This window comes from Sulfurimonas sp. (assembly GCF_018698455.1).
GTDB lineage: Bacteria > Campylobacterota > Campylobacteria > Campylobacterales > Sulfurimonadaceae > Sulfurimonas.
This window is the reverse complement of record NZ_JABIOQ010000019.1, coordinates 1-26,431: the sequence shown is the minus strand read 5'-3', so window position 1 is coordinate 26,431 and position 26,431 is coordinate 1. Positions and strand designations below refer to the sequence as shown.

Annotated in this window: 24 protein-coding genes; 15 read left to right on the top strand and 9 right to left on the bottom strand. The window is 35.3% G+C overall.

The features are described 5' to 3' along the window. Positions 1-425 precede the first annotated feature (425 nt). The 3 genes from HOG88_RS03000 to HOG88_RS02990 all read left to right on the top strand — a co-directional run bounded on the left by HOG88_RS03000 (position 426) and on the right by HOG88_RS02990 (position 3,589). The gene (locus HOG88_RS03000; RefSeq protein ID WP_295003007.1) at positions 426-1,592 is read left to right on the top strand and encodes an OmpP1/FadL family transporter; all 1,167 of its coding nucleotides are present in this window, start codon (positions 426-428) and stop codon (positions 1,590-1,592) included. Between the two features lie 162 nt (positions 1,593-1,754). Then, positions 1,755-2,744: a hypothetical protein gene (locus tag HOG88_RS02995; RefSeq protein ID WP_295003005.1), complete on the top strand. Its 990-nt coding sequence runs from the start codon at positions 1,755-1,757 to the stop codon at positions 2,742-2,744. Next, complete coding sequence (locus HOG88_RS02990) at positions 2,741-3,589, top strand: hypothetical protein (protein ID WP_295003003.1); 849 nt, start codon at positions 2,741-2,743, stop codon at positions 3,587-3,589. Before HOG88_RS02995 ends, HOG88_RS02990 begins: the two co-directional genes overlap by 4 nt. 21 nt (positions 3,590-3,610) lie before the next feature. Here HOG88_RS02990 and purM read toward each other — a convergent pair whose 3' ends face one another. Together purM and HOG88_RS02980 are read right to left on the bottom strand one after the other, a co-directional pair. Further along, complete coding sequence (gene purM / locus HOG88_RS02985; protein WP_295003001.1) at positions 3,611-4,609, bottom strand: phosphoribosylformylglycinamidine cyclo-ligase; 999 nt, start codon at positions 4,607-4,609, stop codon at positions 3,611-3,613. Next, positions 4,596-4,808 carry a DUF2892 domain-containing protein gene (locus tag HOG88_RS02980; RefSeq protein WP_295002999.1) on the bottom strand — a complete coding sequence of 71 codons (213 nt, stop codon included), beginning with the start codon at positions 4,806-4,808 and terminating at the stop codon, positions 4,596-4,598. The genes purM and HOG88_RS02980 overlap by 14 nt, the downstream gene beginning before the upstream one ends. A gap of 105 nt (positions 4,809-4,913) precedes the next feature. Between HOG88_RS02980 and HOG88_RS02975 the strand changes: the two genes are divergently transcribed. From HOG88_RS02975 to dapF, 3 genes are read left to right on the top strand one after another with little or no spacing between them, the layout of a single operon-like run. Continuing rightward, the gene (locus tag HOG88_RS02975) at positions 4,914-5,459 is read left to right on the top strand and encodes a spermidine synthase (protein WP_295002997.1); all 546 of its coding nucleotides are present in this window, start codon (positions 4,914-4,916) and stop codon (positions 5,457-5,459) included. After that, complete coding sequence (gene coaE, locus HOG88_RS02970) at positions 5,459-6,052, top strand: dephospho-CoA kinase (RefSeq protein ID WP_295002995.1); 594 nt, start codon at positions 5,459-5,461, stop codon at positions 6,050-6,052. The genes HOG88_RS02975 and coaE overlap by 1 nt, the downstream gene beginning before the upstream one ends. Continuing rightward, positions 6,049-6,804 (top strand): diaminopimelate epimerase, encoded by a 756-nt coding sequence (dapF, locus tag HOG88_RS02965; RefSeq protein WP_295002993.1) that lies wholly within the window; start codon positions 6,049-6,051, stop codon positions 6,802-6,804. Before coaE ends, dapF begins: the two co-directional genes overlap by 4 nt. A 15-nt stretch (positions 6,805-6,819) precedes the next feature. Here dapF and prfA read toward each other — a convergent pair whose 3' ends face one another. Further along, the gene (gene prfA / locus HOG88_RS02960) at positions 6,820-7,887 is read right to left on the bottom strand and encodes a peptide chain release factor 1 (protein WP_295002990.1); all 1,068 of its coding nucleotides are present in this window, start codon (positions 7,885-7,887) and stop codon (positions 6,820-6,822) included. A gap of 14 nt (positions 7,888-7,901) precedes the next feature. Continuing rightward, positions 7,902-8,162, bottom strand: a complete 261-nt coding sequence (gene rpsT, locus HOG88_RS02955) for a 30S ribosomal protein S20 (RefSeq protein WP_295002987.1) — start codon at positions 8,160-8,162, stop codon at positions 7,902-7,904. Between the two features lie 238 nt (positions 8,163-8,400). Between rpsT and glmM the strand changes: the two genes are divergently transcribed. The 7 genes from glmM (at position 8,401) to HOG88_RS02920 (ending at position 15,355) form a co-directional block, all read left to right on the top strand. Further along, positions 8,401-9,741: a phosphoglucosamine mutase gene (glmM, locus tag HOG88_RS02950; protein ID WP_295002984.1), complete on the top strand. Its 1,341-nt coding sequence runs from the start codon at positions 8,401-8,403 to the stop codon at positions 9,739-9,741. Continuing rightward, positions 9,734-10,189 carry a signal peptidase II gene (gene lspA, locus HOG88_RS02945; protein WP_295002982.1) on the top strand — a complete coding sequence of 152 codons (456 nt, stop codon included), beginning with the start codon at positions 9,734-9,736 and terminating at the stop codon, positions 10,187-10,189. The genes glmM and lspA overlap by 8 nt, the downstream gene beginning before the upstream one ends. A gap of 79 nt (positions 10,190-10,268) precedes the next feature. Continuing rightward, a complete protein-coding gene (gene tig, locus HOG88_RS02940; RefSeq protein WP_295002980.1) occupies positions 10,269-11,561 on the top strand; it encodes a trigger factor in 1,293 nt (430 codons plus the stop codon). A gap of 3 nt (positions 11,562-11,564) precedes the next feature. Then, entirely contained in the window at positions 11,565-12,155 is a 591-nt protein-coding gene (clpP, locus tag HOG88_RS02935; protein ID WP_295002978.1) for an ATP-dependent Clp endopeptidase proteolytic subunit ClpP, read from the top strand. Between the two features lie 14 nt (positions 12,156-12,169). Next, positions 12,170-13,237 carry a GGDEF domain-containing protein gene (locus HOG88_RS02930; protein ID WP_295002975.1) on the top strand — a complete coding sequence of 356 codons (1,068 nt, stop codon included), beginning with the start codon at positions 12,170-12,172 and terminating at the stop codon, positions 13,235-13,237. Between the two features lie 8 nt (positions 13,238-13,245). Further along, entirely contained in the window at positions 13,246-13,767 is a 522-nt protein-coding gene (gene def / locus HOG88_RS02925) for a peptide deformylase (RefSeq protein ID WP_295002973.1), read from the top strand. 79 nt (positions 13,768-13,846) lie between these two features. Next, positions 13,847-15,355 (top strand): YifB family Mg chelatase-like AAA ATPase, encoded by a 1,509-nt coding sequence (locus tag HOG88_RS02920; protein ID WP_295002971.1) that lies wholly within the window; start codon positions 13,847-13,849, stop codon positions 15,353-15,355. Here HOG88_RS02920 and HOG88_RS02915 read toward each other — a convergent pair. The 5 genes from HOG88_RS02915 to metH all read right to left on the bottom strand — a co-directional run bounded on the left by HOG88_RS02915 (position 15,352) and on the right by metH (position 24,627). After that, the gene (locus tag HOG88_RS02915; RefSeq protein WP_295002969.1) at positions 15,352-18,393 is read right to left on the bottom strand and encodes an efflux RND transporter permease subunit; all 3,042 of its coding nucleotides are present in this window, start codon (positions 18,391-18,393) and stop codon (positions 15,352-15,354) included. The genes HOG88_RS02920 and HOG88_RS02915 overlap by 4 nt on opposite strands. Positions 18,394-18,399: 6 nt before the next feature. Beyond that, complete coding sequence (locus HOG88_RS02910) at positions 18,400-19,113, bottom strand: HlyD family efflux transporter periplasmic adaptor subunit (RefSeq protein WP_295002968.1); 714 nt, start codon at positions 19,111-19,113, stop codon at positions 18,400-18,402. After that, the gene (locus HOG88_RS02905; protein ID WP_295002966.1) at positions 19,104-20,354 is read right to left on the bottom strand and encodes a TolC family protein; all 1,251 of its coding nucleotides are present in this window, start codon (positions 20,352-20,354) and stop codon (positions 19,104-19,106) included. Before HOG88_RS02905 ends, HOG88_RS02910 begins: the two co-directional genes overlap by 10 nt. 66 nt (positions 20,355-20,420) lie before the next feature. Continuing rightward, positions 20,421-21,017, bottom strand: coding sequence for a TetR/AcrR family transcriptional regulator (locus tag HOG88_RS02900; RefSeq protein WP_295002964.1), 597 nt, complete (start codon positions 21,015-21,017; stop codon positions 20,421-20,423). 121 nt (positions 21,018-21,138) lie between these two features. Further along, positions 21,139-24,627 carry a methionine synthase gene (gene metH, locus HOG88_RS02895; protein WP_295002962.1) on the bottom strand — a complete coding sequence of 1,163 codons (3,489 nt, stop codon included), beginning with the start codon at positions 24,625-24,627 and terminating at the stop codon, positions 21,139-21,141. Between the two features lie 116 nt (positions 24,628-24,743). Here metH and HOG88_RS02890 point away from each other — a divergent pair, with 116 nt between their 5' ends. Both HOG88_RS02890 and HOG88_RS02885 read left to right on the top strand, forming a co-directional pair. Beyond that, positions 24,744-25,760: a hypothetical protein gene (locus HOG88_RS02890; protein ID WP_295002960.1), complete on the top strand. Its 1,017-nt coding sequence runs from the start codon at positions 24,744-24,746 to the stop codon at positions 25,758-25,760. 10 nt (positions 25,761-25,770) lie between these two features. Continuing rightward, the coding region (locus HOG88_RS02885) for a hypothetical protein (protein ID WP_295002958.1) at positions 25,771-26,431 on the top strand (661 nt) is incomplete at its 3' end.

The following is a 26,431-nucleotide window of genomic DNA, read 5'->3' as shown; positions in this document are numbered from 1 at the left end:
GGAAATGTAGGTCGCTGCCTAGTTGGTTGTTTTTTACTTCTTTATTTACTCCCTAATTACTTTTATTATTACAAAATTTACTTCACTTTTAACAAAATGACTTCAATTTTTTTACTCTTAATTCAATACTATTCTTTTTTTAGAACTGAAAGTTCCATAATATGTTACTGAAAGATACACAAATTCTTTTTTTTCTTTTTTTTCTTTTAAGCACTAAAATACTCAATGTAGTTGAAATATACATCTATATAGCCCTAAATACCGTTATTTATTGCTTTTACACTTATAAATATATAATATATATAAGTAAAATCTATTATAAAAGTATTTACTTTAAGTTTAATTTAAAAATAACTCTCTTATAATAGCCGTAGACGAAATAGATAAAACTCTATTTTAGTACACAATTACTCTGAGGAGAGAAAATGAAAAAAACAATTAAATTAGCAGTAGTAGCTGCACTAGCTTTAGGCGCGACATCTGCATTCGCAACAAATGGTACTAGCCTTATCGGTTACGGTGCTAAGTCACGTGCAATGGGTGGAACTGGTATATCTAACTTTCAAGGCGCTGAGTCAGCATTCACAAATCCAGCTTTAATTACTAAGTCTAAGAAGAATACTGAGATTACTATAGGTGCTACTATTTTAATGCCAAGTGTTACTTTTTCACAAACAGGTGTTGCTGGAGCACCTGGTGTTAGTGGCACTGAATATGAAAGTACAGCTGGTAATGGAATGATTCCTGCAGTTGCAGTTATTAATAAAGTTAATGATTCATTTGCATGGGGTCTTGCTCTATATGGTGTAGGTGGAATGGGTGTTGATTACCGTGATGATGCAGCAATGGGTGGTGCAGGAGCTCCAAATGACAACTTATTACTTATGAGAATGTCAATTCCTTTAGCATACACAGTATCTGGTTTTTCTGCTGCAATCGCTCCAGTTATTGAGTATGGTTCTTTAGGTATGACTTCAGGTACAACTACAGACATTGCAATGGGATTTGAAGCTGGTTTAGCATATGAAATTTCTGGTATATCTTTAGGTTTAGATTATAAATCTGCTGTAACTCATGACTTTAAAAACACTTTCAACAGTAATCTTCTAACTGCAACGCCACAATCTAAGTTAGATACTCCTTCTGTTCTTGGTTTAGGTGTTTCTTATTCTATGGATGAGCATACAATTGCTCTAGATTATAAAATGATTGGTAACTCTTCTGCTCAAGGTTTTGAAGATTTTGGTTGGGAAGATCAAACTGTATTAGCTATTGGTTATGAATATGCTACACCTTCTTGGGCTGCTCGTGTTGGTTATAACTATGGTGAGTCTCCATTACCATCTGATATTACTACTGGTCTTAGTTTTAATCAAGCTCTTGGAAGTGCAATGCAGTTTCCAGCTGTAACTGAATCTCATATTACACTTGGTGGTTCATATACTTTTACAGAACAAATGTCAGTTGATTTAGCATATATGTTTGCAACTGGTTCACAAACTACTGAAGTTCCTGCTAGTTTTGGTGGTGGTGAGTTTACAGCAACAAATGACCAACAGTCACTTTCTGTAGCTCTTAACTACGGTTTCTAGTCTAAACTAGAAGATTTACTTTCTATTATAAGCACTACCAACTCTTGGTAGTGCTCTTTTTCTACATACAAACTCAAAAAATCACAAGACAATCAAAAAAAATCTACAATTGTAAAAAATTATGTTAAAATAATTAGACTAACTTTAACTTAAGGAATACCAATGATAAATAGACTAATAAAGTCAACTATTGCACTTTCACTTGCTGCTTCAGTTGCATTCGCTGCTCCAGCAGTACACTTTAATGTAATTCAAGGTGATATGGAGGAGAAGTACGAAAAAGAGTTCTTACCATCGCTAGAAGAAGTAACAGGATTTACTGTTTCTGATCCACATGAAAAAATAAATGATGCTTACGCAAGTCGTTATGGTAATCCAAAAGACCCAGACTACGACAAAGATTGGGCTACTAACTTAGATAACTTAGGTTTTTTCTCTATTACTAACGATGTAGCATTACATCCGATTTTACTTAAGTCGCCACAAGCTGCTGGTTTTCAACCTTTTAATTTACACATATATAAAACTAAAGCTGAAAACATAACATACATCGGTCACCTTGATCCTAGTACAATGCTAGATATAACAGGTGTAACAGATGCCGAATCTAGAAAAGCATACATAGATATGTATAAGCCATTAGATGATTATGTTACTAAAGAGTTTGGTGGCAAAATTATAACTACTAAGTATAAAGCACTTCCAGCAAAACCAATGATGACTTTTGAATTTGAAGTGGATAGAAGCGGAGACCTTACTGAGTGGTCAGAGAGTTTTCAAGAAGAAATAGAAGCAGCTTTTGAAGAGAAAAAGTACATCATCGCAGGATTTAAAAACTTTAAAGAGACTTACGAAGAAGATTTAGAGATGCCTTTTGAAAAATATGACCAATTTTTTGTATATGGTTTATGCCACTTTACATTCTCTTACAATGTTTTTAATAAAAATCGTCCAGATGCAGGGGTATTGGCTCCATGTGCTATGTACTTCTACATAGAAAAAGGCTCAAATAAGATGATAGTGGGTATGCCACGTTTATCAGTTTGGACTGCAGTTATGGAGATCAAAGATCCAACAAAAGTTGAATGGACTAAAAAAATAGATAGCGAAATTATCGCTATAATGAAAAAAATAGGTGGTAAAGAAATATGAAAAAATTAATAACATTAATAATGTCACTAGCAGTTCTCTCTTTTACTGCATGTTCATCAGCCTCAGCAACACCTGATTCTAAGTCTGGGCTTGAGGGTACTAAAATTAGTGCTTATCTTACTGGTGAGTATGTAAGTGCTTCTGAGTCTCAAAGTAGACTAGAAGCTGCTGGATTTGAAGTAATTGCTTCATATCAGTCAGTAAAAAAAGGAACAACATTAGTTTTTACTAATGATGCTCTTAAGTCAGAGGCTGCTAAACCAGGTCGTGCTTATGTCGCTGCTTTACGTCTTTTTGTTGATGAGAAAGAGAAGATGATTAGCTTTACTAACCCTGTTTATTTTGGTAAAGCTTATATGCAAGATGAGTATAATCATAATGTTTTTAATTCACAGCTTGAAGCTATTAATAATGCTTTTTCTGGATTGAAAAATTCTATAGACATTGTAAATTTTGATGATTTAGCAGGTTATCAGTTTATGATGGGTTTGCCTAAATATGATGATGCTGATGAGTTGGCAGAGGGTACAAATAGTGAACTTATTTCTAAAGCAAGAGCTTATAAGAAAGGTAAGTTATTGGTTTTTGAGTTGAAACTATCTGAGACTAGTACACTGCTAGGATATGATTTAGGAAAAAGAACAAAGAAGTTTGTTAAAAAGATAGGTCGTGCAAATGCGGCTGTTCTTCCATACTGTATAAGTATAGAAAATGGTAAGGCTAAATCGCTTGAAGCAAAGTATTATCTTGCTCTTTCTTATCCATTACTATCACTGGGAACATTTACTACTATTGCTACAGTACCTGGAGCAGTTAAAAAAGATTTAGCTAAAGCTTTTAAATAAGTGTTTTGATTTAGGCTGAGCCTAAATCATTTTTGCTTCGCGCTTGCCCTCTTTAATCTCACCTATTAAATATGAACCTTTTGCTTTTGCAAGTACGGTGTCTATATTTTTATCTTCAACTACAAGTACCATACCTACACCCATGTTAAATGCTCTAAACATTTCTGCCCTTTGCACATGAGGAGCCATTAACTCGAAGATAGGTAAAACACGAATGCTTTCTTCTTTAACTTCCGCCATTAAGTTTTCTGGTAAAACACGTGGAAGGTTTTCAATGATACCACCACCTGTGATATGTGCCATTGCTACTATTTCATTTCTTAATTCTTTAAACATTTTTACATAAATAGTAGTTGGCTCTAGTAGTACTTCTATAAGAGGTTTACCATTAAAGTCTTCATCAAATTTTTTATCCATTGTCTCAAAAAGTACTTTTCTTGCAAGTGAGAAACCATTTGAGTGTAGACCAGAAGATGGAAGTGCTATAAGTTTATGTCCAGCTCTAACAAGACTTACTCTATCCATTTCAGACTTTTCAGCAACGCCTACTGCAAAACCAGCAAGGTCATAATCATCTTCTGAGTACATTCCTGGCATTTCAGCAGTCTCTCCACCGATAAGTGCACATTCACTACGTTTACAACCCTCAGCAATACCTGCAACAACATTTGTCGCGTTTATTACATCAAGCTTACCTGTAGCATAGTAGTCAAGAAAGAAAGAAGGAGTTCCGAAGTTACAAAGTAGGTCATTAACACACATAGCAACAAGGTCAATTCCAACAGTGTTGTGAATTCCTGAGTCTATAGCGAGTTTAAGTTTTGTTCCTACTCCATCAGTTGCAGCAAGCATTACTGGTTCTTTAAAACCTTTTGGAAGCTCAAAGGCACCAGCAAATGAACCTATTCCGCCTATTACACCGGGAATTGTTGTTGATTTAACAAGAGGTTTAATATTTTCTACAAAACTATTTCCAGCATCTATATCTACACCGGCATCTTTATAACTAATTTGACTCATTATTCTTCTCTGTTGTTTGGGGTAAATCACATTTACTGGTTACTATACAGGTGGGGCAAAAGTTTACTAAACCAGCTATAAAAGGAATGACTCCTAAGTAAAACCAATATATACCAGTGTTAATTCCCGCAATGATAAAAGCAAGCCCTGCTATTATACGTACAACTCTACAAAATGATTTAAATTTATTAAAATCCATTTTTTACCTTTATGTTTATATAAATATTGTGCAATTATATCTTTATTAAGTAAAATTAATCCAAAAGTGGATAAAATCGCGGTAATAAATAAGGAAGAATTAAATATGAAAGATTTTATCTATAATGAAATGATGGTTCACGTTGCCGTTTGTTCAAACAAAAACCCAGAAAATGTTCTAATAATCAGTAGCAATGCAAGTGGCTTAGAGAATGAAATGAAAAAGCATCCTGAGATGGCTTGTACTGTTATAGCCGCAGATATCAATGCTTTACGTGATTTAAATGACGCAGAATATGACGTTGTAATATCAGAACTTGATTCTGATGCAGCTGTTTTAGCTCACTACAACCGTGTACTAAAAGAAGATGGTTTACTTGTAAGTAAGCACCCAAATTTAGATAACATTGCAGATAACAAAAGTATAATGCAAGTTCTTGGCAAATATACTAAGGTTATTATGCCTTTTAATATTGGAAATGGAGAAACTGCTCTTTTAGCTTCTAAAGAGTATCACCCAACTGCTGACATTATTTTACACCGTACAGATATGCTTGATGGTTTAGAGTACTATAACTGTGATGTACATCCCGCAGCGTTTGCAATGGGAAATAACGTACGTAAAGCATACCTAGGTGTTATTAAAAACTAATGGCATTTGAGTATGCTATTGCCTTAACCGGAAGTATCGCCACTGGTAAAAGTACTGTAGCCTCGCTTATGGCTCTTAATGGTATGCGCATTATTGATGCGGATACTATAAGTCATGAGATTCTCGATGCTTCAGCACAGTGGGTTGAAGAAACTTTTGGAACTCAATACTTGAGACTTGGTAAGGTCGATAGACCTAAACTCGGTGAATATATATTTGCCAATGAAGAAGCAAAAAAGATTTTAGAAGATTTTTTACATCCTAAGATTCGTGATGAAATCCTCAAACGCAGCGAGAGACAAGATACGTTAAAATTTCCATACCTTATAGACATCCCCCTCTTCTTTGAAAATAATAACTATGACATACAAGATAGCGTCGTTGTATATACTCCAGCAGATGTTCAACTTGATCGTTTTATGAAGCGCAATGGCTATTCTAAAGAGGAATCTTTAAAACGAATAGCAACACAGTTTCCTATCGATGAAAAACGCGACCGTGCAACTTGGGTAATTGACAATTCAAAAAACTTAAAACATCTCCAACAAGAGTGTGAAGATTTTGTGGCAATTATAAAGGCTAAGTATTTATGAAAATTTCTAAATATAGTGCAAGTGGTAACGATTTTGTTATTTTCTCAAGTGAGATTAAAAAAGACAGAACAGAGTTAACTAAAGAACTATGCCATCGTCAAGATGGGATAGGTGCAGATGGACTCATAGTTGTCGTGCCAAATGAAAAATATGACTTTGAATGGGAGTTTTATAACTCCGATGGAAGTCGTGCCGATATGTGTGGAAATGGTTCTCGTGCTTGTGCTCACTTCGCGTTTAACCAAGGTTTTACAAAAGAGAAGATGAGTTTCTTAACGGGTGCTGGAGTTATAAACGCAGAAGTAAGTGAAAACAGTGAGACTTCTGGAATGATACTAAGTGAACTTACTCCTCCTGTTATGATAGATGAGACTATAGAACACAATGGCCGTTCTTGGTGGCTATTAAATACGGGTGTTCCTCATATGGTTTGCATCACTGATAATGTAGAGACTTTTGACTTAAAAGAGGCTAGTGAACTTCGTTATAAGTATAATGCTAATATAAACATTTGTGCAGTGGATGGTGAGAATCTTCGTGTGCGTACTTATGAACGCGGTGTTGAAGATGAAACTCTTGCATGTGGAACAGGAATGGCGGCTTGTTTTTATAGAGCATTTAAAGAGGGTAAAGTTTCAAAGAGCATAGAAGTTTATCCTACGAGTGGAGAGACACTTTATCTTGGTGTTAACGAGAGAACTATTACGTTTAAGGGTAGAGTTAAGAGAACTTTTGTAACTGAGTGGGAGTAAGTTAGAAGAGTTGGACTAGAGTCCAGCTGCTTCTACTATTTTTGCTTGATGGTCAGTTATAAGTGGCTCAACAACTTCATCTAGAAGTCCCCCACTCATAATTTCATTCAAACGGTAAAGTGTAAGATTGATTCTGTGATCACTCATACGATTTTGTGGGTAGTTGTAAGTACGAATTCGACCACTTCTATCACCACTTCCTACTTGTGCTGCACGTTCTGCTGCATTTTCAGATTGTTGTTCGTGCATTTCAAGGTCATAAAGTCTAGCTTTGAGAACCTTCATTGCTTTTTCACGGTTTTTACGTTGAGATTTTTGCACCTGATTTGTTACAACTAGACCAGATGGTAAGTGAGTAATCCTAACTGCAGAATCGGTCGTATTTACAGACTGACCACCACATCCAGAAGAACGCATAACATCTATTTTTAAATCTTTATCTTCAATGACAACTTCAACATCATCAACTTCAGGCATAACTGCTACTGTAATTGCTGATGTATGAACACGTCCTTGAGATTCTGTTGCTGGAACACGCTGAACTCTATGTGTTCCACCTTCATATTTCAACCGACTATAAACCTGTTCACCTTTAATAAGTGCCGTAACCTCTTTATATCCACCAGAATCTGAAGGTGAAGTACTAATAAGCTCTATTTTCCAGCCTCTTAGGTCTGCATATCTTGTATAAGCGTCAAAAAGATCACCAACAAATATTGCAGCTTCATCTCCACCAGCACCAGCACGAAGCTCAACAATGATATTTCTATCATCATTAGGATCTTTAGGTAAAAGAAGTACTTTAATTTCTTCTTCTAGTTCTGGTTTGCGCGGTTCTAGCTCTTTTAGTTCTTCTTTGGCCATATCACCCATTTCAGAATCACTCAACATATCTTTTGTGTCAGCAATATCAGCAACTAATGCTTGATATTCTTTTGCTTTTTCAACTATTGGTAAAAGATTTGATTGTTCTCTTGAAAGGTCTGTCATACGTTTGATGTCAGAGGTAATGTCAGGTGAACTCAGCAAATCGCCGAGTTCGTTATAGCGGGTGATAAACGGTGTTAGTTTATCTGCAAGCATAAATTATGCTCTAATTATATAGCGTTTACAGATTTGTGTAGACGACTAACTTTTCTAGCGGCAGTTGTCTTCTTAAGAAGACCCTTACTTACAAATTTATGAATCTGCTGATTAGCTACTTTAAGTGCTTCTGTTGCTTCTTCTTTGTTTCCAGCATCTACTGCTGTAACTACTGATTTAACTATGTTTTTAAGACGAGTTCTGTAAAAACGATTACGTTCAGTACGAACGATAGTTTGACGAATTCTCTTTATTGATGACTTGTGATTTGCCATTATGAGTCCTTTTTTGGAATTTTAAGTGCGCAATACTAGCTTAAAGATAATTAAAATTAAGTTAAGTGGTGGTAAAATGCACTAATTCGTGTTCAAGAATGGTAATAACCTGAGTCAAGCACTTAAAAAAAGAGAGCGAATCCTTCCGTTGGTTTGGTCTCTTTTTTTAAGCACTAGACTCAGTTGCCACCTGAACAGATTAACTATTTATATAAAGAGATGAGATAAAAGGAAGACAATGAAACTATTTGGAACAGATGGAGTAAGAGGAGAAGCGGGTACATTTTTAAGTGCAGAAGTTGCTATGAAGGTGGCTATGGCCGCTGGAACATATCTTAAACCAAACGCAGTGACTAATAGAATCCTTATTGGTAAAGATACACGTCGAAGTGGTTATATGATAGAAAATTCAATAGTCGCTGGTCTGACTGCGATCGGTTATGATGTCATAGAAATCGGGCCAATGCCAACACCTGCTATCGCGTTTATCACTGAGAACATGCGTTGTGATGCTGGAATCATGATTAGTGCTTCTCATAACTCTTATGAAGATAATGGAATTAAACTCTTTGATGGACATGGTAATAAGTTCTCTAGCGAGGTTGAAAAGAAAATCGAAGATATATTTTTTGATAATGAAAAACTTCAAGAAGCTCAAGTGACAGGAAAGAAAATAGGACAAGCAAGGCGTATAGATGATGTTATAGGGCGTTATATAGTACAGCTTAAAAACTCATTTCCGTTAGAGATGTCACTTCAGGGCTTGCGTATCGTTTTAGATACAGCTAATGGGGCAGCATATAAGGTTGGTCCAACAGTCTTAGAAGAACTTGGTGCTGATGTTATAGTTCTCCATGACAAACCAGATGGTTTTAATATTAATGAGAATTGTGGAGCATTACATACTAAAGACCTACAAAATGCAGTTGTTGAGTATAGAGCAGATTTAGGAATAGCACTTGATGGGGATGCAGATAGACTTGTAGTTGTAGATGAAAAAGGTGAAATCGTGGATGGCGATCAGCTTTTAGGTTCACTGGGTGTACATCTTAAGAACCAAAATACACTTAAGGGTGGAGGAATAGTAGCTACTGTTATGAGTAATCAAGGACTTGATGACTATATGAGCGAAAATGATTTAAAACTTTGGCGTTCAAATGTTGGGGATAAACATGTTCTAGAGATTATGAAACGCGAGGGCATAAACTTTGGTGGTGAACAGAGTGGACATGTGATTATAAATGATTTTGCAAAAACAGGAGATGGTCTTGTGAGTGCCTTGCAGGTTTTAGCTCTCTTAATAGCAAAGAAAAAACCAGCTTCTGAGCTATTGCGCCCTTTCTCTCTGTACCCACAAAAATTAGTAAATATCATGGTTAAAGATAAAAAACCACTCCAAAATATTAAAGGCCTAAGTGAAAAATTAGAAGTTCTTGATAGTGAAGGAATTCGTCATCTTGTTCGCTACTCTGGAACAGAAAAGAAACTAAGAATTTTACTTGAAGCTAAAGATGCAAAACTTATGAATGTAAGAATGGATGAAATGGTTTCTTTTTTCCAAAAAGCTTTAAATGAATAATCACATTTTACGCTTAGGGGCGGTGCTTCTGTTCGGATTAGTTGGTGTTTTTATAATTGATCAAAATATTAAGATGCTTTTTGTTGATGGATTTCGTTACTACACGGACTGTATAGATTTGATTTTAGTTTATAACAAAGGTGTGGCATTTTCTATGTTCTCATTTTTAGAGGGTTATTTAAAATATATACAGCTAGTCCTTGTCTTAGGAGTACTTGGTTATGTGTTTTACCTGCAAAAACTTTGTTATGCATTTCCAGCAGGACTTCTGTTAGGTGGGGCATTTTCAAATATTTATGACAGGTTTATTCATGAGGGTGTTGTTGATATGGTTTACTGGCACTGTGGCTTTAACTTCGCCGTTTTTAATTTTGCGGATGTCATGATAGATGTCGCAGTAATATGGATTTTAATTCTAAACTATAAACCACATTTTTGTAAAAGCTAATTAAAAGCAGTTTTTAGATATTATTACCTAAAATAAATAGGCATATCACTATAATATGCAATAGATAAAAAGGAAATTGATGGAAATCAAATCAACAAAAATTAACTCTGCAAATGCTGAGATAGAAGCAACAATCTCTATGGATGAGGTTAATTCTAACATAGAAAAAATCGCTAAAGAACTTTCCAAAACTGCTAAGGTACAAGGCTTCCGTAAGGGTAAAGTTCCTGTTGCTATAGTAAAGAAGCAGTATGGTCAAAAACTTATAGAAGATGCTGAAGCAGAATCTTTGCGCAATGTAATGACGGCAGGATTAGAAGAACTTAAAATCTCTAATGCTTCTTTAATTGGTGAGCCAAATATTTCTAAATTTGATAAAAGTGATGACAAAATAGAAGTTGCAATTAAAATAGCAATGCGTCCAAATATAGAGTTAGGCGATGTTGCCTCAATGGTTCCAGACTTTAAGAAGCCAACAGTTGAAGACACGGCAATTGATGCTAGAATCTTAGAAATAGCATCAGCTCAAGCTCCTCTAGAAGACATTAAACATAACCGAAAAATGAAACTTGGAGATACTGCTGTAATCGACTTCGAGGGTTCTATAGATGGTGTTTTATTTGATGGTGGTGCTGGTAAAGACCATGCACTTGAGTTAGGTTCTAACTCTTTCATTCCTGGTTTTGAAGACCAACTTGTTGATGTAAAACGTGATGAAGAAGTAGTAATAAAAGTTACTTTCCCAGAGAATTACGGTGGAGATTTAGCTAACAAAGAGGCTGAATTTAAAGTAAAAGTAAATCAGATAAAAGTAAAAGCAGAAGTTGAAATTAATGATGAACTAGCGCAAAAGCTTATGCAAGGTGAAGAGAATGCTACTGTTGAAGAGATGAAAAAACAGATCAAATCACAACTTGAAAATGAGTCACTTTCTAAATTATACCAAGAAGATTTAAAGCCTAAACTTCTTGAAGCTTTCGTAAATAAACTATCATTTGACCTTCCTGAATTTGTAGTAGAGCAAGAAATAGATATGGCTCTAAACAAAAAAGCTGGAACAATGAGTGAAGATGAAATTAAAGAACTTCGTGAAAATACAGACAAGTTAACTGAACTTCGTGAGACATTTAGAGAAGAAGCTATAAAAAGTGTAAGAGCTACTTTTATTATTGATTCTTTAGCTCAAGAAAAAGAAGTAAAGATAGAAGAACAAGAAGTTATGCAAACTATATACTATGAAGCAATGCAAATGGGGCAAGATCCCCAAAAATCTTATGAGCAGTATAAAGCAGCAGGTTACCTTCCGGCAATTCAAATGTCTATGGTAGAAGATAGAGTTTTAACAGCTCTACTAAACGAAAAGATAGCATAAGTTATGAGTTATATTCCTTATGTAGTTGAAAAAACAGGACGTGGTGAGCGCTCTTATGATATCTATTCACGTCTCTTAAAAGATAGAATAGTAATGCTAAGTGGAGAAGTAAACGATCAAGTTGCTTCTACTATAGTCGCACAGTTTTTATTTCTTGAGGCAGAAGATCCAGAGAAAGATATCTACTTTTACATTAACTCTCCTGGTGGAGTCGTAACTGCGGGAATGGCTATCTTTGATACTATGAATTATATTCGCCCACATGTTGCAACAATCTGTATAGGTCAAGCTGCTTCAATGGGTGCATTTTTACTTACAGCTGGAGAAAAAGGTAAGCGTTATGCTCTACCACATGCGAGAATTATGATGCATCAACCTTCAGGTGGAGCTCAAGGGCAGGCATCTGATATTCAGATTCAAGCTGCTGAAATACTGCGTATGAAAGCGGAACTCAATGGAATCATTGCTAAAAATACTGGAAAAAGTATAAAACTAGTAGAAAAAGATACTGATCGTGACAACTTTATGAGTTCAAAAGAAGCTTTTGAATATGGAATTATTGATGAAGTCCTAGTTAAAAACGATAAAGAGTAAGAGGAGAAGAGAATATGGCAGGTTCATTGCAGGCTAGAAAAAGAAGAACTTTATCCTCTCCATGTGTGGAAGAAGTTCATGTGTCTACTCGTACCGTAATTCCTAGTTCTTTAAATTTTCAAGCAGTTTCTAGTGATATAGAAGTGTATGCTAAAGAAGTACTAGATTCTCTTATATCTGATAATATTCCTCCTACCCCACATAACTATTCTCTTTATTTTGATAGATTACTAGAAGAGAAAAGTGAATATCTCCGTAAACAGATACTCTCAGTACTGGAACTTGAAGAAAGTAATGATGCGGAAAGTACTATACTGCTAGAACACACTTTAAAACAGGGCTTTAGTTCGATAAAAAATATTTTAAATGTAACAGCAAATCTTTATAAAAATATGTCTCTTATGACAAAGATTTTGGAAAAAAGAAAAAAAGAACTTAAGGATAATCCTGAGCCTAGAGAATCACTTGTAATTCTTGAAGCACTAGAGTCGGATGTTAGTAAGCTAAATACTATTGTAAAGTCACAAAGTTCTCAAATGAGAGTTATTTATGATAACACAGCATCAATTGTGAAAAATGTTGAAAATGAGACTATATTTGATAATCAATTTGGTGTTTATAACAAACGCTATCTTTTAACAAAACTTGAACAAGAGATGGACCTTGTAAAAGAGTTTAAACATAAGAGTTCTCTTATTATGCTTGAATTGTCAAATGAACTTAAAGCAAGTATGAAGAATGAAAAGGCTGTAACTTTAATGACTAGAACGATTGCTAGGCTTCTTTTAAAGACATCTCGTCGTAGTGATATAGTAGCATACTATGGTCACGGAGCCTTTGTTATGCTTTTAAAACATACTGATATAGATAGTGCTAGAAAAGCGAGTGAAAGACTTTGTGATTTAGTTTCTAATTCTAATTTTTTCTTGGAAGATAAAGAAATACAGTTAAAAATTTCCATTGGTATAACAAGTGTAGACACTGATAGTTCTGTAGAAGAAATAATCCTAAGTGCAATGGATGGTATGGAACTAGCATACAAAAATGAAAATAAAGACTATGTAGTCTCGCTTAGGACCTAATAAAAGTTATGAATTTAAGTATAGTTGAGTATCCAGATAAAAGTTTACGTAAAATTTCCCAAGAAGTAAAAGAGTTTAGTTCAGAGCTTCATATATTGCTTGATGCAATGTATCCAATAATGATGAATACAAATGGTATTGGATTAGCAGCAATTCAAGTTGCTCATGCGTTAAGAGTTCTTATTTTAAATATACCAAATGAAGATGGAGAACAGCCCAAAGAGAATCTCTTAGAGATAATTAATCCACATATAACTGCCAAAAGTGGAGAAGCACTTTACCAAGAAGGATGCTTAAGTGTTCCCCAGTTTTATGAAGATATAAAAAGATTTGAGACTGTTAGTATTAGTTATCAAGATAGAGATGGAAATACAAAAGTACTTGAGGCAGATGGACTACTATCTATCGCTATTCAGCATGAAATAGATCACCTTGAAGGTGTCCTTTTTATTGACAAGCTTTCATATTCACGACGTAAGAAGTTTGAAAAAGAGTACAAAAGAATGAAAAAAGAGCAAAAAGAGTCTTAAATAATTGCATAATGTAATATAAACCTTCAATATAAAAAATCTAAGATACTATTTACCAATCTAAATTTGAGGTTGACTTATGAAAACTGTGCACTGTGCAACATATGAAGGACTCGATGCTAGAGTTGTAGATGTTGAATCAACACTTACAAAGGGTCTTCCATCTTTTTCAATTGTTGGGATGGCATCTACTGCTATTACCGAGTCAAAAGAGAGAGTAAAATCAGCACTCCTGAGTAATGACTTTTCCTTTCCTCCTAAACGAATAACATTTTCCCTAGCACCCTCTGAACTCTCAAAATCAGGCTCACAGTTTGATCTGAGTATAGCTCTACTTATACTTTTAAATACAGATGAGAGTGATTTAAAAGACTGGTTTGTGTTTGGTGAACTCGGTCTTGATGGAAGTGTAAAAGAGAGTGCTCAGCTTTATCCTTTAATTTTATCTCTAGCAAATCAAAATCTTATAACAAAAGCAATAGTTCCAAATGAATCACTTGATAAACTTTCAAAAATACCAAACATAGATTTTTATGGAGTAAGTAGTATAACCCAAACGGTGAATGTATTTAAAAATCAAGATACAGTATTGCCTAGTGTCGTAAACAGTGGAATAGAATACCCATTTTATGAACTAGAGCAGAAGAAGTACTATTATGTAAAAGAGTATGATGAAGACTTTAGTGATGTTAAGGGACAAGAAGTAGCAAAAAGAGCTGCTCTTATTGCGGCGGCAGGTTTTCATAACATTATATATGAGGGAAGTCCTGGTTGTGGAAAGAGTATGATAGCTCAAAGACTTCGTTATATCCTTCCTCCAATGAGTGAAAATGAGATACTAGAGTTAGTAAAACTACAAGTACTTGATGGGAAAGAGGCAAACTTTAAACCACATAGGAATTCACAGTCTGTACATCATACTGCTACACTTGCGAGTATATTTGGAGGTGGTAGTTTTAAGGCGAAAATAGGAGAGGTAGGTTTAGCACATAATGGTATACTGTTTTTTGATGAGCTTCCCCATTTTTCCAAGTCTGTGCTAGAAGCATTGCGAGAACCAATGCAAGATAAAAAGATAAGAATATCGCGTGTAAATTCAAAAGTGGAATATCCAGCTAGTTTTCTTTTTATAGGGGCTATGAACCCATGCCCTTGTGGTAATTTACTCAATCAAAATAAAGAGTGTAGATGTTCAGACCTTGAGGTACAAAGATATAAAAACAGGCTTTCTGATCCATTCTTAGATAGAATAGATTTAAATATAGTGATGCAACAAGTAAATGCGACGGATAAACCGAGTCTTTCATCTAAAGAGATGCATAAAATGGTTGTCCAAGCACATATACTAGGAAGAAAAAGAGGTCAAAAAAGTTTTAATGCCCTGCTCAATGATAAAGAGATTCAAATGTATTGTGCTTTAAGTGGTGAAGCAGAAGAAACTTTAGAGAAAGCTATAGACAGATTTGCACTCTCTTTTAGAAGTATTAAAAAAGTGCAAAAAGTTTCACGTACTATTGCTGATTTGTGTCAGAGTAAAACGATAGAAAAAGAGCATCTACTCGAGGCACTCTCTTATAGAAGACGCTAAGAAACTTCTCCTACTTCGTACCATTTTCGAAGCCAAGTATCTAGTGGATTAATGAGCTTATAAATTGCAGGTACTATCAAAAGAGTAAGTATCATAGAGCTAATGAGTCCACCTATTACAGCTATTGCCATTGGTGCGTTCGTCTCGCTTCCAAGACCATCTCCAGTAGCTAGGGGAATCATAGCAAACACCATGGCAAATGTTGTCATTAAAATAGGGCGAAGACGTTTTTCTCCAGCTTCAATAAGTGCCTCGCCTGTGTTTTTACCATTTTTTACAGCAGCATTTGCGAAGTCTACGAGAAGTACAGCATTTTTACCGACCATTCCCATCAGAAGCATAAACCCAATCATTACAAAGAGTGAAAATTGTAGCCCACTTATGTAGAGGGCCAACATAACACCTATAATACTCAGAGGAAGTGCAATCATAATGATAATAGGTTGTATAAGCGACTCATAAAGAATAGCAAGAATAACAAACATAAGTATAACTGAGAGCCCAATAGCAGTTCCAAATGCCTGAACTGTTTTTTCCATCTCTTCTGCAAAACCTGTAAATCTATAAGTAACTCCATCAGGCATTAGCGAATCAATCTTCTCTTTTGTATAACTAACTGCACCACCTAAATCAAGACCAAATAGATCGGCATAAATACTAACTTGTCTTTGTCTGTCAAGATGATATATAGTTGCTTGTGATGAGGATTCTTTTATCTCCACTAGTCCATCAAGATATACGAGTGTCCCATTATTTGTTCTAAGTTGTATTTTCTTCAAATCAGAAATACTTTGACGGTTTTCATCATCAAATCGCAAGCTGATGTTATACTGTTTTCCATTCTCTTCAAAGTAAGAAATCTCTAAATCACTTGAAAATGCTGTTGCGATTGCACTGGCAATTTGTGATGCATTTATGCCCAGGCGGTTGGCATTTTCTCTGAGGATATTTACATCATACTGTGGTTTTGGATCATCAAGATTTGTATCTATATCTACAAAACCTTTTTTTGCTGAGATGTATCTAACAAGATTATTCTTGGCAATGGTTAAGTTCTCAAAAGAGTCAGACTTTAAGATAATTTGATAGGGTACACTTGCTCCAGCTCCTTTGATATTAGGAATGGCTGAAGCTGTAATGAACATATCTTTTTTAAATGCTGTTAGCTTATCTCGCAAGCTCTGTATCACCTCTTCTTGATTGAGGGCTCTTTTACTCATATCTACAAGTTTGACATAAATAAGGGCTTTATTTTTTTCTTTAGCAGAGTTATATCCTACACTTAAAGTGGTAAACTCTACATTGTCATCACCTTGAATCATAACTTCAACTTCTTTTGATTTTCTAATCATATCTTGAAGTGAAATTCCACTAGCCGCTTTGATCTTTACTTCAAACTCACTTTTGTCCTCTTTTGGTATAAAGTCCATACCTATTTTAGGAAAAAGTGAAAGTGAACCAACAAACATAACAAGAACTATAATAATAGTGATAAATTTAAATCGTAATGTAACTTTTAAAGTTGCCTCGTATGCTTTATCAATAGCAATAAAAATTGGCTCAGTCAAAGTATAGAACTTACTTTCACCTTTTTTGATTACACGAGCACTCAGACTTGGAATGAAACTTAGTGCAATGGTATATGAGATGATGATGGCAAAACCAACGGTCATAGCAAAACTCTCAAAGAACTTACCAACGATACCACTCATGTTTGCAACAGGAATAAAAACAGCAAGAAGCATGGCAGAGATAGCAAGAATGGCAAACGACATCTCTTTAGTTCCTTCAAACGTAGCCTGAAGCCTATTCATACCAGCTTCTTGTTTCTTATAAATATTTTCAATGACAACAATGGCATCATCAATGATAATACCAATAGAAAGAGTAAGCCCCACCATAGTCATCTTGTTAAGCTCAAAGCCCATTAAATCCATTAGAGCAAAAGTTCCAAATATAGAAGCAGGAATGGAGAGAGCTGAAACAAGAGTAATTGTGATGTTTCTTAAAAATACAAAAATTATAAAAGCTGCTAAAAATGCACCATATACTAGGTCGAATTTTACATCTTCAAGCGAGTGCAAAATAAACGGTGTAGTATCTTGAAGTACCATTACATCAAATCTATCTCCTGCCATTCGCGCAAGGCCAGGGATAGCTTTTTTAACACTGTTAACGATGTCTATAGTGTTTGTGCCTGATATCTTTTGTACCTCAAGCATTACACCCTCTACTCCATTGTATGAAGAATAACTTTTAGCATCACTCAAAGTATCTTCGACCCGGGCAACATCTCTAAGACGAATACTATTTTTAACCTTGATGTTTTGTAGTTCCTCTACACTCAAGGCATCTGCCTGTGTTTTTAGAATATACTCGTTAGTGTTAGTTATAAGTTTACCACCACCGATTTTTACATTCTCTTTAGAAATAATTTGGTTGAGTTCTAAAACTGTGATGCCGTATTTATTAAGTGAATCTATATTTGGATATATTTTTATCTCTCTATTCTTATACCCAACGATGTTAACGCCACCAACTCCGATGATTTTTTGTACAGAGGGTTTTACTTTTTCATCTGCAAAGAGCATAAGGTTTTGGACACTATCCTTTTTGGCTGTCAAGAAGAGGTTGATTATGGAGGCACCACCGATATCTAGTTTACTAACGAGAGGTGTTTTAGCATCTTTTGGTAGCATAACTGCAGATACTTTATCTCGTACATCATTTGTAGCTTCATTTATCTCGCGTTCAAGAAAAAACTTCACTATTATGATACTCACTCCATCACTACTTGTGGAGGTAATACTATCTACACCTCCAATGCTCGAAATAGCTTCTTCAAGTTTATCTGTTATTTGTGATTCTATTGTCGCGGGCTCTGCACCAGGGTAAACAGTCTCAATAGTAACTATGGGAAAGTCAATATTTGGAAAGAGAGCCGATGGCATACTTTTAAAACTTGTATATCCAAAAAACATGAGAGTAAGGACATACATAAGTGTCATAATAGGTTTGTTTATTGCTAATTTATACATATAAGACTACTCTTTTACTTGAATATATCCATCACCAAAAAGGCCAGGAATGAAATTTATTGTTTTTACTTCTGCTCTGATTTTTCTGCTTTTAGAATCTGCTCTTGGATAAATCTTTGAAATACTCCCTACATAAATTCGAGAGTTTCCATCTATCTTGTAAGTAAAAGTTGAGCCTACTTTTACAAGGTTTCTATTTTTTTGATCAAATGCAAGGATAAGTTTTCTTTTTGTTTGACTCTGAATTTGAAAAACTGTTTTAAGCATCATACCACTTACAGCATCTCCAATTTCAATTTCTTTTGAATAAATAACACCATTAAAAGGAGCCTTTAAAAATGTTTTACTATATAAAGCTTGTTGATAAGCGAATTGATTTTTTGCACTTTCATACTTATTTGCAACACCATCAAATCTTGCTTCATCTATAAGCTCTTTAATTTTTAGTTGGCGTTCATAATCTTTTTTAGCATACTTAAGTGCTGTTTTTGAGACCTCAAGCATCGCTTTAATATCAGTATTTTGAAGTTGGGCTAAAACATCATTTTTTTTGACACTGTGTCCAATGTCTGTGTTTACCTTTTCTACAATACCACTCGCAATAAATGCAAGATTAGCATCCCTTAAAGGTTCAACTGTAAATGTTGCATAAACGTCATTGGCGTTTAGTAAACTTAATGATAGGAGTAACCCTAATAGTGTCTTGTTAATTATTTGCATTGTAGTTCCCCTTTAATATTTTTTCCACTGTAGTAATAATAGATTGCATATGCAATCTCTAATTCGTTAAGTCCACTCTCATAAAGCGCTTTAGAACTTGTTTTTTTACTTAAACTATCAAGATAGATGATGTAATCAACAATACCTGCATTATATTTTTTTTCAATTGTCTCAAAAGCATTGGTTGCTGCGTTTAAAGCACTTTTACTACTGAGTATTTTGACTTTAGCGGTCTGGATCCTTGAAGATGCAAGTATAAACTGCATCTCCTGTTCTTTTGTTTGAAAAGCTATCTGTGATGAGAGAGCTTTAGATGCTAAGAGAACAGTCTCTTTACTATCGCTAATTGCACCATAATCAAATACTCTAAAATTAAGGGTGAGCATAAGAGTGTTTTGGTTTTCAAGGAAAGTGATAGGAATAGCTCCTAAGTTTGGCTTCTCATCATAACCATAAATACTATATGTATCTTCTATTTTAATATGAGGGTAATAAAAACTATCTATAGATTCTGCTTCGTACTCAATAGATCTTTGCTGTGCTATAAGTGCCTTGTTTGCATCAAGTTTTTCTAAATGTTCAGCTCTCATTTTAGAGAAACTAGAATCATCAAGAGTGTGTATGTTCTTTCCAACTTTTAATGATATAGATGATTTACTAGAGAGTATTTGAAACTTGATAGATTCCATCTGGTAAGTATTTGTGTCGAAGTCTGCTTGAACACGATCAAGATCATCACTTGTAGCCATCTTGGCCTTTACAAAACGTTCGATTTTTATAAGTTGTTCTTTAAGTGTTGTTTGTGCTTCTTCTTTTGCTTTGAGTGATGCTTCAAGACTTTTAATAGTGAAAAAGTCTTGTGTGATTTGTAGTGCTAAGCTCTCTTTAAAAGCTTTGGTGTCAAGTTCTGAAGCTAACAAGATTTGTTTACTTTTATCTACTCTTGCACTGCGTTTACCACCATCATAGATATCATAGCTAAGTTTTGCATAACCACTATAAGTGCTTCCCGGCTGAAATGGAGAGGCATCATCATCGCGTTTATAGAAACCACCAAGATCAAGTGTTGGAAAATAAGCACTATTTTTAGAGTCTAACTCTTTTGCTTTTGATTCTTGTGTAAGTTGTTTTGCAATAACTAAGTCATTTTTAGACTCGGCTATCTCTATAAGTTCTCTTAAACTATCACCATAGATAAAAAGTGGCATAATTAAAAATAGTATTCTGTTAAGATTCGGCATTTAGTGCCTCACTGTATTGAACTTTTAGAAGTGCTAACATATGGCACTTTCCACTTTGAATTCTTATCATTTTTTCACCTCTATTAATTCAAATAACGTATCGAAAAATATATCTAGTTCTTTTTTGACATCGCTTATGCCGTTTGTAACCTCGCTTGATATAAACATTCCTTCTCCTATAACAAAAAGACCACGAGAAAGTAGTATGGAACTTGGAATCAGTTCCTTTTTGTCTATTCCCCCTTGGATAATCTCATTAAACCACTGTAGATATCTCTCTGAACAATTACTCTGAAACTCCATCATTTGTGGATTTGGATTTACGAGAGAAATAGATACAAACTCTTTGTATATTTTACGTAAATCAGATTCTTCTTTATCGTAAAAGATATAAAAAAAGATTTTTATCTTCTCTTTTGTTGTTGTAGCCTCTTTAATTTGTTTCTCTTTTTTGATATTGTGCTCTTGCATGAGAACATTGACTATCTCAAAAACAATTTCTTCTTTATTTTTAAAATACTCATATATAGTACCTTTACCAACCCCTGCAGTTTTTGCAACTTCTGAGATGGTTAGGTCTTTAATACTTTTGTCTACAAAAAGCTTTTTACAAGAGAGTGCTATATCTCTTTTTTTCTGTACTTTATCTACAATTATTGCCAAATAAAATCCTTTACTATAGTGACTGACTATCGGTCAATTAAAGAATTATATAGAGAGAAGGCTTAAAAAATAATAAATGACCAATGGTCAGTCATTTATTATTTAGATGAAAAGGAAGAGTTTATATGTTGTAGTAAGTGGCGTTTGGATGGTAAACCACTAGAGCGGAAGTTGATTGCTCTGGGTGGATTTGAAAAGTTTCACTCAGCTCAATTCCGAACTCTTCTGGTTTAAGTAAGTCAAAAAGAGGGCGGTTGAGTTCAAGGTCAGGACAAGCTGCATAACCAAAACTATAACGTGAGCCTTGGTACTTGCTCATCTGAACATCTGCTAAACTAGGTTTTTCACCTTCTGCGATGTTGAGGTCGAGTCTTACCTGCTTATGTGCTATCTCAGCAAGTGCTTCTGCAAGTTCAACGCCAAGACCGTGAAACTGATAGTACTCAGTGTAATTTCCAGCATCATAGATAACTCTTTCAGCATCACTTAGTTTACCCCCAGCACTAACACATGTTAGTGCTATAACATCATCTCTATCAGAGTGAAAAAAGTCACTCAGTGCACGGTGAGGTTTTTTACCTTGTCTTGGAAAATGAAACTCTTTGATGGCGTTTGTTCTTACTTCTTCTAGAGGTTTAGTATTTACCTCTGATGGAGAGTTATAACCTTCTGTTTCATCAAAGATGAGAAGTTTGTTATCATCTGAACGACAAGGCCAGTAACCATAAACAATAGTTGGTTCAAAGAGTTTTTTATCTAAAAATTCTGCTTTTAGTTTTTCATATGCAGGCCAAACAACATCATCAAGTTGTTTTTGGTGAGCTTCTTTTGTCATGCCTTTTGAGCTATAACCCCAACGAGATTTGAAAAGAATTTTATGATTTATCCACTCAAACGCCATCTCTATCTGTTGCTCTGTTAGTTTTATCTCGCGTCTTCCCCAAAATGGAGGAGTAGGGACTGTGACATCACGAGTTGGCATCTTAATCTCCTCAAAAGGAGGAATAATTATTTCTTTTTTCTCTACTCTCTCTATCTCAGGAGCATTAGGATGTAGGTTTGTGTCCATATTTCCAGCTTCTATACGACTCATCGCTGTAACACCATCAAAGGCATCTTTACAGTAGAAGATTGGACCATCATAAAAAGGACGACAGAAATCATCTACAAAGGTACGAGTAAGTGCAGCCCCTCCAATGAGGATAGGAATATCTATACCTTGCTCTTGTAAAAGTTTGAAGTTCGCTTGCATCACCTGTGTTGATTTTACAAGGAGACCACTAAAGCCAAGAGCTGCAATATTGCCAGCTTTCATAGCATCTAAAAATGTCTCTAGTTCTACTTTGATACCAAGGTTTTGAACCTTGTACCCATTGTTTGAAAGAATGATATCAACAAGGTTTTTACCAACATCATGAACATCACCTTTTACGGTTCCTAGTGCTAGAGTTGTATCTACAGTCTTTTCTACTTTTGGTAAGAAGGGGTTTAAGTGATCAACTGTTTTTTTCATAGTTTCGGCTGACTGGAGAACAAAAGGAAGTTGCATTTGTCCTGAACCAAAAAGCTCACCTACGACCTTCATTGCATCAATAAGAATCTCATTTACAATTTTTTCAGGAGCGATTGAATGACGAGCTTCTTCAACAAGAGGAATCATTCTCTCTTTATCTCCATCAAGAAGTAGTTTAGCAATCTTCTCCTCAGTACTCATAGCAAGATACTCTTCATCCACTACATCGTTATCTACAGCTTCTTTAGTGCTAAAGTGTTCTATAAAGGTAAAGAGAGCTTGACCTTTTGGTTGGCGGTTAAAGATAAGGTCGTCACATATTTCTTGGTCTTCTTTAGAAATTTTATTTATAGGGATGATATGTTTTACATTGATAATGACCGATGTAAGTCCAGCTTTTATACAGTGATGCAAGAACATAGAGTTAAGATAAGGTCTTGCATCTTTGTCTAATCCGAAAGAGATGTTTGATAAACCTAGTGTTGCAGATACTTCAGGATGCTTTAAACGCAGAGCACGAATAGCTTCTATAGTATTAACACCAGCATCCCAGTACTCTTCATCACCACTTGCAAGAGTAAATGTTAGAACATCAAAGATTAAATCTTCTTTTTTAATACCATGACGGTTAGTAGCAAGATCGATGATTCTATCTGCAACTTTGAGTTTATCTTCAACAGTTTTTGCCATTCCTATTTCATCGATTGTTAAACAGACCAAAGAGGTTCCAAACTTTTTAGCTAGATGACACACTTCATCAAATTTCGGTTCACCATCTTCAAGGTTTACAGAATTAAGAATTGGTTTTCCACCAATGTTTTTGAGTGCTACTTCTAGTCCTAGAGTCGAAGTCGAATCTGGCATTAGAGGAAGGGCTATCTTTTGGTTATACATACCGATGACTTCGGTCATGTCTTTAGTTTCTTCTCTCCCCGCAAATCCAACATTCACATCTATAGCATGAGCACCTGCACGAACTTGCTGTTGTGCAACAGAAAGAGTTCCCTCATAGTTTTCCGCTAAAAGAAGTTCTTTAAAAGCTTTTGAACCTGTCGCGTTTGAGCGTTCTCCCATAAGAAGAGGAGCTGGTTCTTGCATAAGTGTAGTTGTGCCAAATAGAGATGCTATAGAGTTAGGTTGTGAACCACTCGGGCTTTTTGGCGTAATGGCATGTACCGCGTTTACGAGTGCTCGGATATGTTGAGGTGTTGTTCCACAACAGCCTCCTAAGAATGAAACACCATCATAGTTTAAAAACTTTTCTTGTTGTGCTACAAACTCATCAGGTCCCATTGGGTAGTAAGTGTAACCTCCACGGTTTTGTGGAAGGCCTGCGTTTGCGTGTACAGATATAGGTTTACCCCAAACTTCGCTAAGAGTTCTTACATGTTTTATAACTTGTTCAGGTCCTGTTCCACAGTTAAAACCAAGGCTTAAAATATCAAATGGCTCTAAAATGGTAGCAATTGTTCCAGCATCAGTACCGATAAGCATAGTTCCACTAAGCTCAATAGTCACAGAAACCATGATAGGAATCTCTACTTCTCTTTGTCGTGAAGCCTCTTGAGATGCATGAAGAGCCGCTTTTATCTGTAGTGGGTCTTGACAAGTTTCAAGTAGAAAAACATCAACGCCACCATCGATAAGTGCTAAACAAAACTCAGTGTAACCCTTAAACATCTCATCATAAGTGATATGTCCAAGTGATGGAAGTTTTGTACCAGGCCCAACAGAACCTAAAACAAAACGCGGATGCTCAGGAGTTGAGAACTTTTCACACTCTTTTTTTACAAGCTCTGCTCCAGCCTTTGTGAGTTCATAAGCACGATGTCCTATCTGATACTCATCAAGTACCCATGAAAAAGAGCCAAAGGTATTTGTGGTAATAAAGTCAGCACCGCTAGTTAGATAAGCAGAGAATATTTCACTTAAAATCTCAGGGCAAGTAACATTGAGGAGTTCATTACAGCCTTCATTATTTTCCCAAGCAACTTTAGGAATTTGCTCATCACGTTGCTGTAGTTGTGTACCCATGGCACCATCTATAATAAGTGGACGTTTTTTTATTGTTTCTAAAATGTAATTTTTTGTATTCATGTTTTAAAATCTTTTACTTTAATATAATCCGTTTATTTTATCAAAATAGAGCATAAAAAATGCTTTTAAATAATTTATAAATTTTAATTATGCTATAGTTAAAAAAAGGAGTACTTATGTATAAGAAGTTTATGATTGTGTCCCTTTTATGTCTGGCATTGATAATGTCTGGATGTGGAAGCAGTGATACTGAGGGAGAGTCTAGGCTAGAAACTCAACAGATGTTAGATAGTGGTGATTATACAGGAGTTATAACAAAGCTCGAAGCGACAGCAACTACTGATTCTGACTATATAGCTTTAGGTGCTGCATACATGGGTAAGGCAGGCTTAAGTCTGAGCGATATAGTAAATTCTTTAACTGACTCTAGTGCGAGTGATAGTACTTTTTCTGGATTTGTAACAAGTATAGCCTCATCGAGTTCATCGACAGCTTTAACAGACTTAGATACGGCAATCTCGTATTATAATCAAGTTGTTGACAACTGTTCGGATGCAAACTTAAGCAATTCAGAAAAAGACATATGTCTTTATGTTGGTTTATCTAGTACAAGTAGTGCCGCAGTAACAATTGATTTGATTGCTGGTGATATTTCGACATTTGGGGATGGTGGCTCAGACGATGAAAAATTAACAGCTTCAACTTGTGCAATGAATTATGCATTTGATAGAACAAATAATGTTGACTGTAATGTAACACAGAGTGCCGATGTGAATTTTACTATTATAAATAAGATATATTCACCTTTAGTAGTTACTGTTAATGGTGATGTTGACACACCAGATAGTCCATATTATTATTTAATGAATGATATAAACCAAACGGTGCTCACTAAAGATTTTTGTCTTTTAAATGATTTTACTCGTTATGAGGATATTAATGCAATAGCTAATCTATATGCTTGTCCTGTAAATGAAACGCCTTCGGCAACTGAGCTAACGACGGCAGGTGTTCTTGTCGATGTTTTAAATAATGGTATTGACTCTTTTTCAGGTGCAGCAACAGAAGAAATGCAGGGTGATATCGACGAGTTTAAGTGTGAACTACTTGGAGATACTTATACTGGTTCTGCTTGTGCTGGTGATATAGCTGAGCAAAATATTATTGACTATTTAAATAGTCAAAACAACTAGGAGTCTAATTATGAAAAAGAAAATTATATTATCAGCACTCTTAGGTGCAACAACTTCATTGATGGCTCTTGGAGCAGAATACTCGTATCTTTATAAGGATGCAAGAATCATGGGAATGGGTGGTGCAAATGTTGCCGTAGGTGGGTACTCAAGCTCTGTATTTAGCAATCCTGCTGGACTTGTAAGTATTAAGAAAGAGAGTGGTTATGTCGTCGACATATTAGGAATTGGGGCAAGCGCGAGCGCAGGCTTTCTAGACTTTAGTAATGATATTAGCGATGCAAATACGGATGCAGAGATGACAGAAGTCCTTCAAAATTATGCAGGAGAACATTTTCATGCTGGAGTAAATAATTACACTGCCGTTTCAAAGAATGGAGATGCCTTTGCATGGAGTGTAGGTTTATTGTCTGCTGCAGATATAAATTTTCAAGCACATCCAAATGGAAGTACAAATGGTGGTCTGTTAGCGATTACATCTAGAGTGTATGGTGGCGTTGTTCTTGGTGGGGCAAAAGAGATACAGACTAATGCTGGTAAAGTTGATATTGGTGTTGGCTTGAAGTACATTTCACAGCAATCAGTTGAAGGTTCTCTTGGAATTAGTGAGTTAGTAAATAGTGATGATGTTTTACAAACACTGCAAGATAAATATCAAAAAACTTCTTCTG

Coding starts and splice junctions, on each gene's coding strand:
- HOG88_RS02995 (WP_295003005.1), top strand. CDS start 1,755: ATGATAAATAGACTAATAAAGTCAACTATTGCACTTTCACTTGCTGCT.
- tig (WP_295002980.1), top strand. CDS start 10,269: ATGGAAATCAAATCAACAAAAATTAACTCTGCAAATGCTGAGATAGAA.
- glmM (WP_295002984.1), top strand. CDS start 8,401: ATGAAACTATTTGGAACAGATGGAGTAAGAGGAGAAGCGGGTACATTT.
- metH (WP_295002962.1), bottom strand. CDS start 24,627: ATGAATACAAAAAATTACATTTTAGAAACAATAAAAAAACGTCCACTT.
- HOG88_RS03000 (WP_295003007.1), top strand. CDS start 426: ATGAAAAAAACAATTAAATTAGCAGTAGTAGCTGCACTAGCTTTAGGC.
- HOG88_RS02910 (WP_295002968.1), bottom strand. CDS start 19,113: ATGCAAATAATTAACAAGACACTATTAGGGTTACTCCTATCATTAAGT.
- HOG88_RS02980 (WP_295002999.1), bottom strand. CDS start 4,808: ATGGATTTTAATAAATTTAAATCATTTTGTAGAGTTGTACGTATAATA.
- HOG88_RS02990 (WP_295003003.1), top strand. CDS start 2,741: ATGAAAAAATTAATAACATTAATAATGTCACTAGCAGTTCTCTCTTTT.
- HOG88_RS02920 (WP_295002971.1), top strand. CDS start 13,847: ATGAAAACTGTGCACTGTGCAACATATGAAGGACTCGATGCTAGAGTT.
- purM (WP_295003001.1), bottom strand. CDS start 4,609: ATGAGTCAAATTAGTTATAAAGATGCCGGTGTAGATATAGATGCTGGA.
- dapF (WP_295002993.1), top strand. CDS start 6,049: ATGAAAATTTCTAAATATAGTGCAAGTGGTAACGATTTTGTTATTTTC.
- def (WP_295002973.1), top strand. CDS start 13,246: ATGAATTTAAGTATAGTTGAGTATCCAGATAAAAGTTTACGTAAAATT.
- prfA (WP_295002990.1), bottom strand. CDS start 7,887: ATGCTTGCAGATAAACTAACACCGTTTATCACCCGCTATAACGAACTC.
- HOG88_RS02890 (WP_295002960.1), top strand. CDS start 24,744: ATGTATAAGAAGTTTATGATTGTGTCCCTTTTATGTCTGGCATTGATA.
- HOG88_RS02975 (WP_295002997.1), top strand. CDS start 4,914: ATGAAAGATTTTATCTATAATGAAATGATGGTTCACGTTGCCGTTTGT.
- HOG88_RS02915 (WP_295002969.1), bottom strand. CDS start 18,393: ATGTATAAATTAGCAATAAACAAACCTATTATGACACTTATGTATGTC.
- HOG88_RS02905 (WP_295002966.1), bottom strand. CDS start 20,354: ATGCCGAATCTTAACAGAATACTATTTTTAATTATGCCACTTTTTATC.
- HOG88_RS02930 (WP_295002975.1), top strand. CDS start 12,170: ATGGCAGGTTCATTGCAGGCTAGAAAAAGAAGAACTTTATCCTCTCCA.
- lspA (WP_295002982.1), top strand. CDS start 9,734: ATGAATAATCACATTTTACGCTTAGGGGCGGTGCTTCTGTTCGGATTA.
- rpsT (WP_295002987.1), bottom strand. CDS start 8,162: ATGGCAAATCACAAGTCATCAATAAAGAGAATTCGTCAAACTATCGTT.
- coaE (WP_295002995.1), top strand. CDS start 5,459: ATGGCATTTGAGTATGCTATTGCCTTAACCGGAAGTATCGCCACTGGT.
- clpP (WP_295002978.1), top strand. CDS start 11,565: ATGAGTTATATTCCTTATGTAGTTGAAAAAACAGGACGTGGTGAGCGC.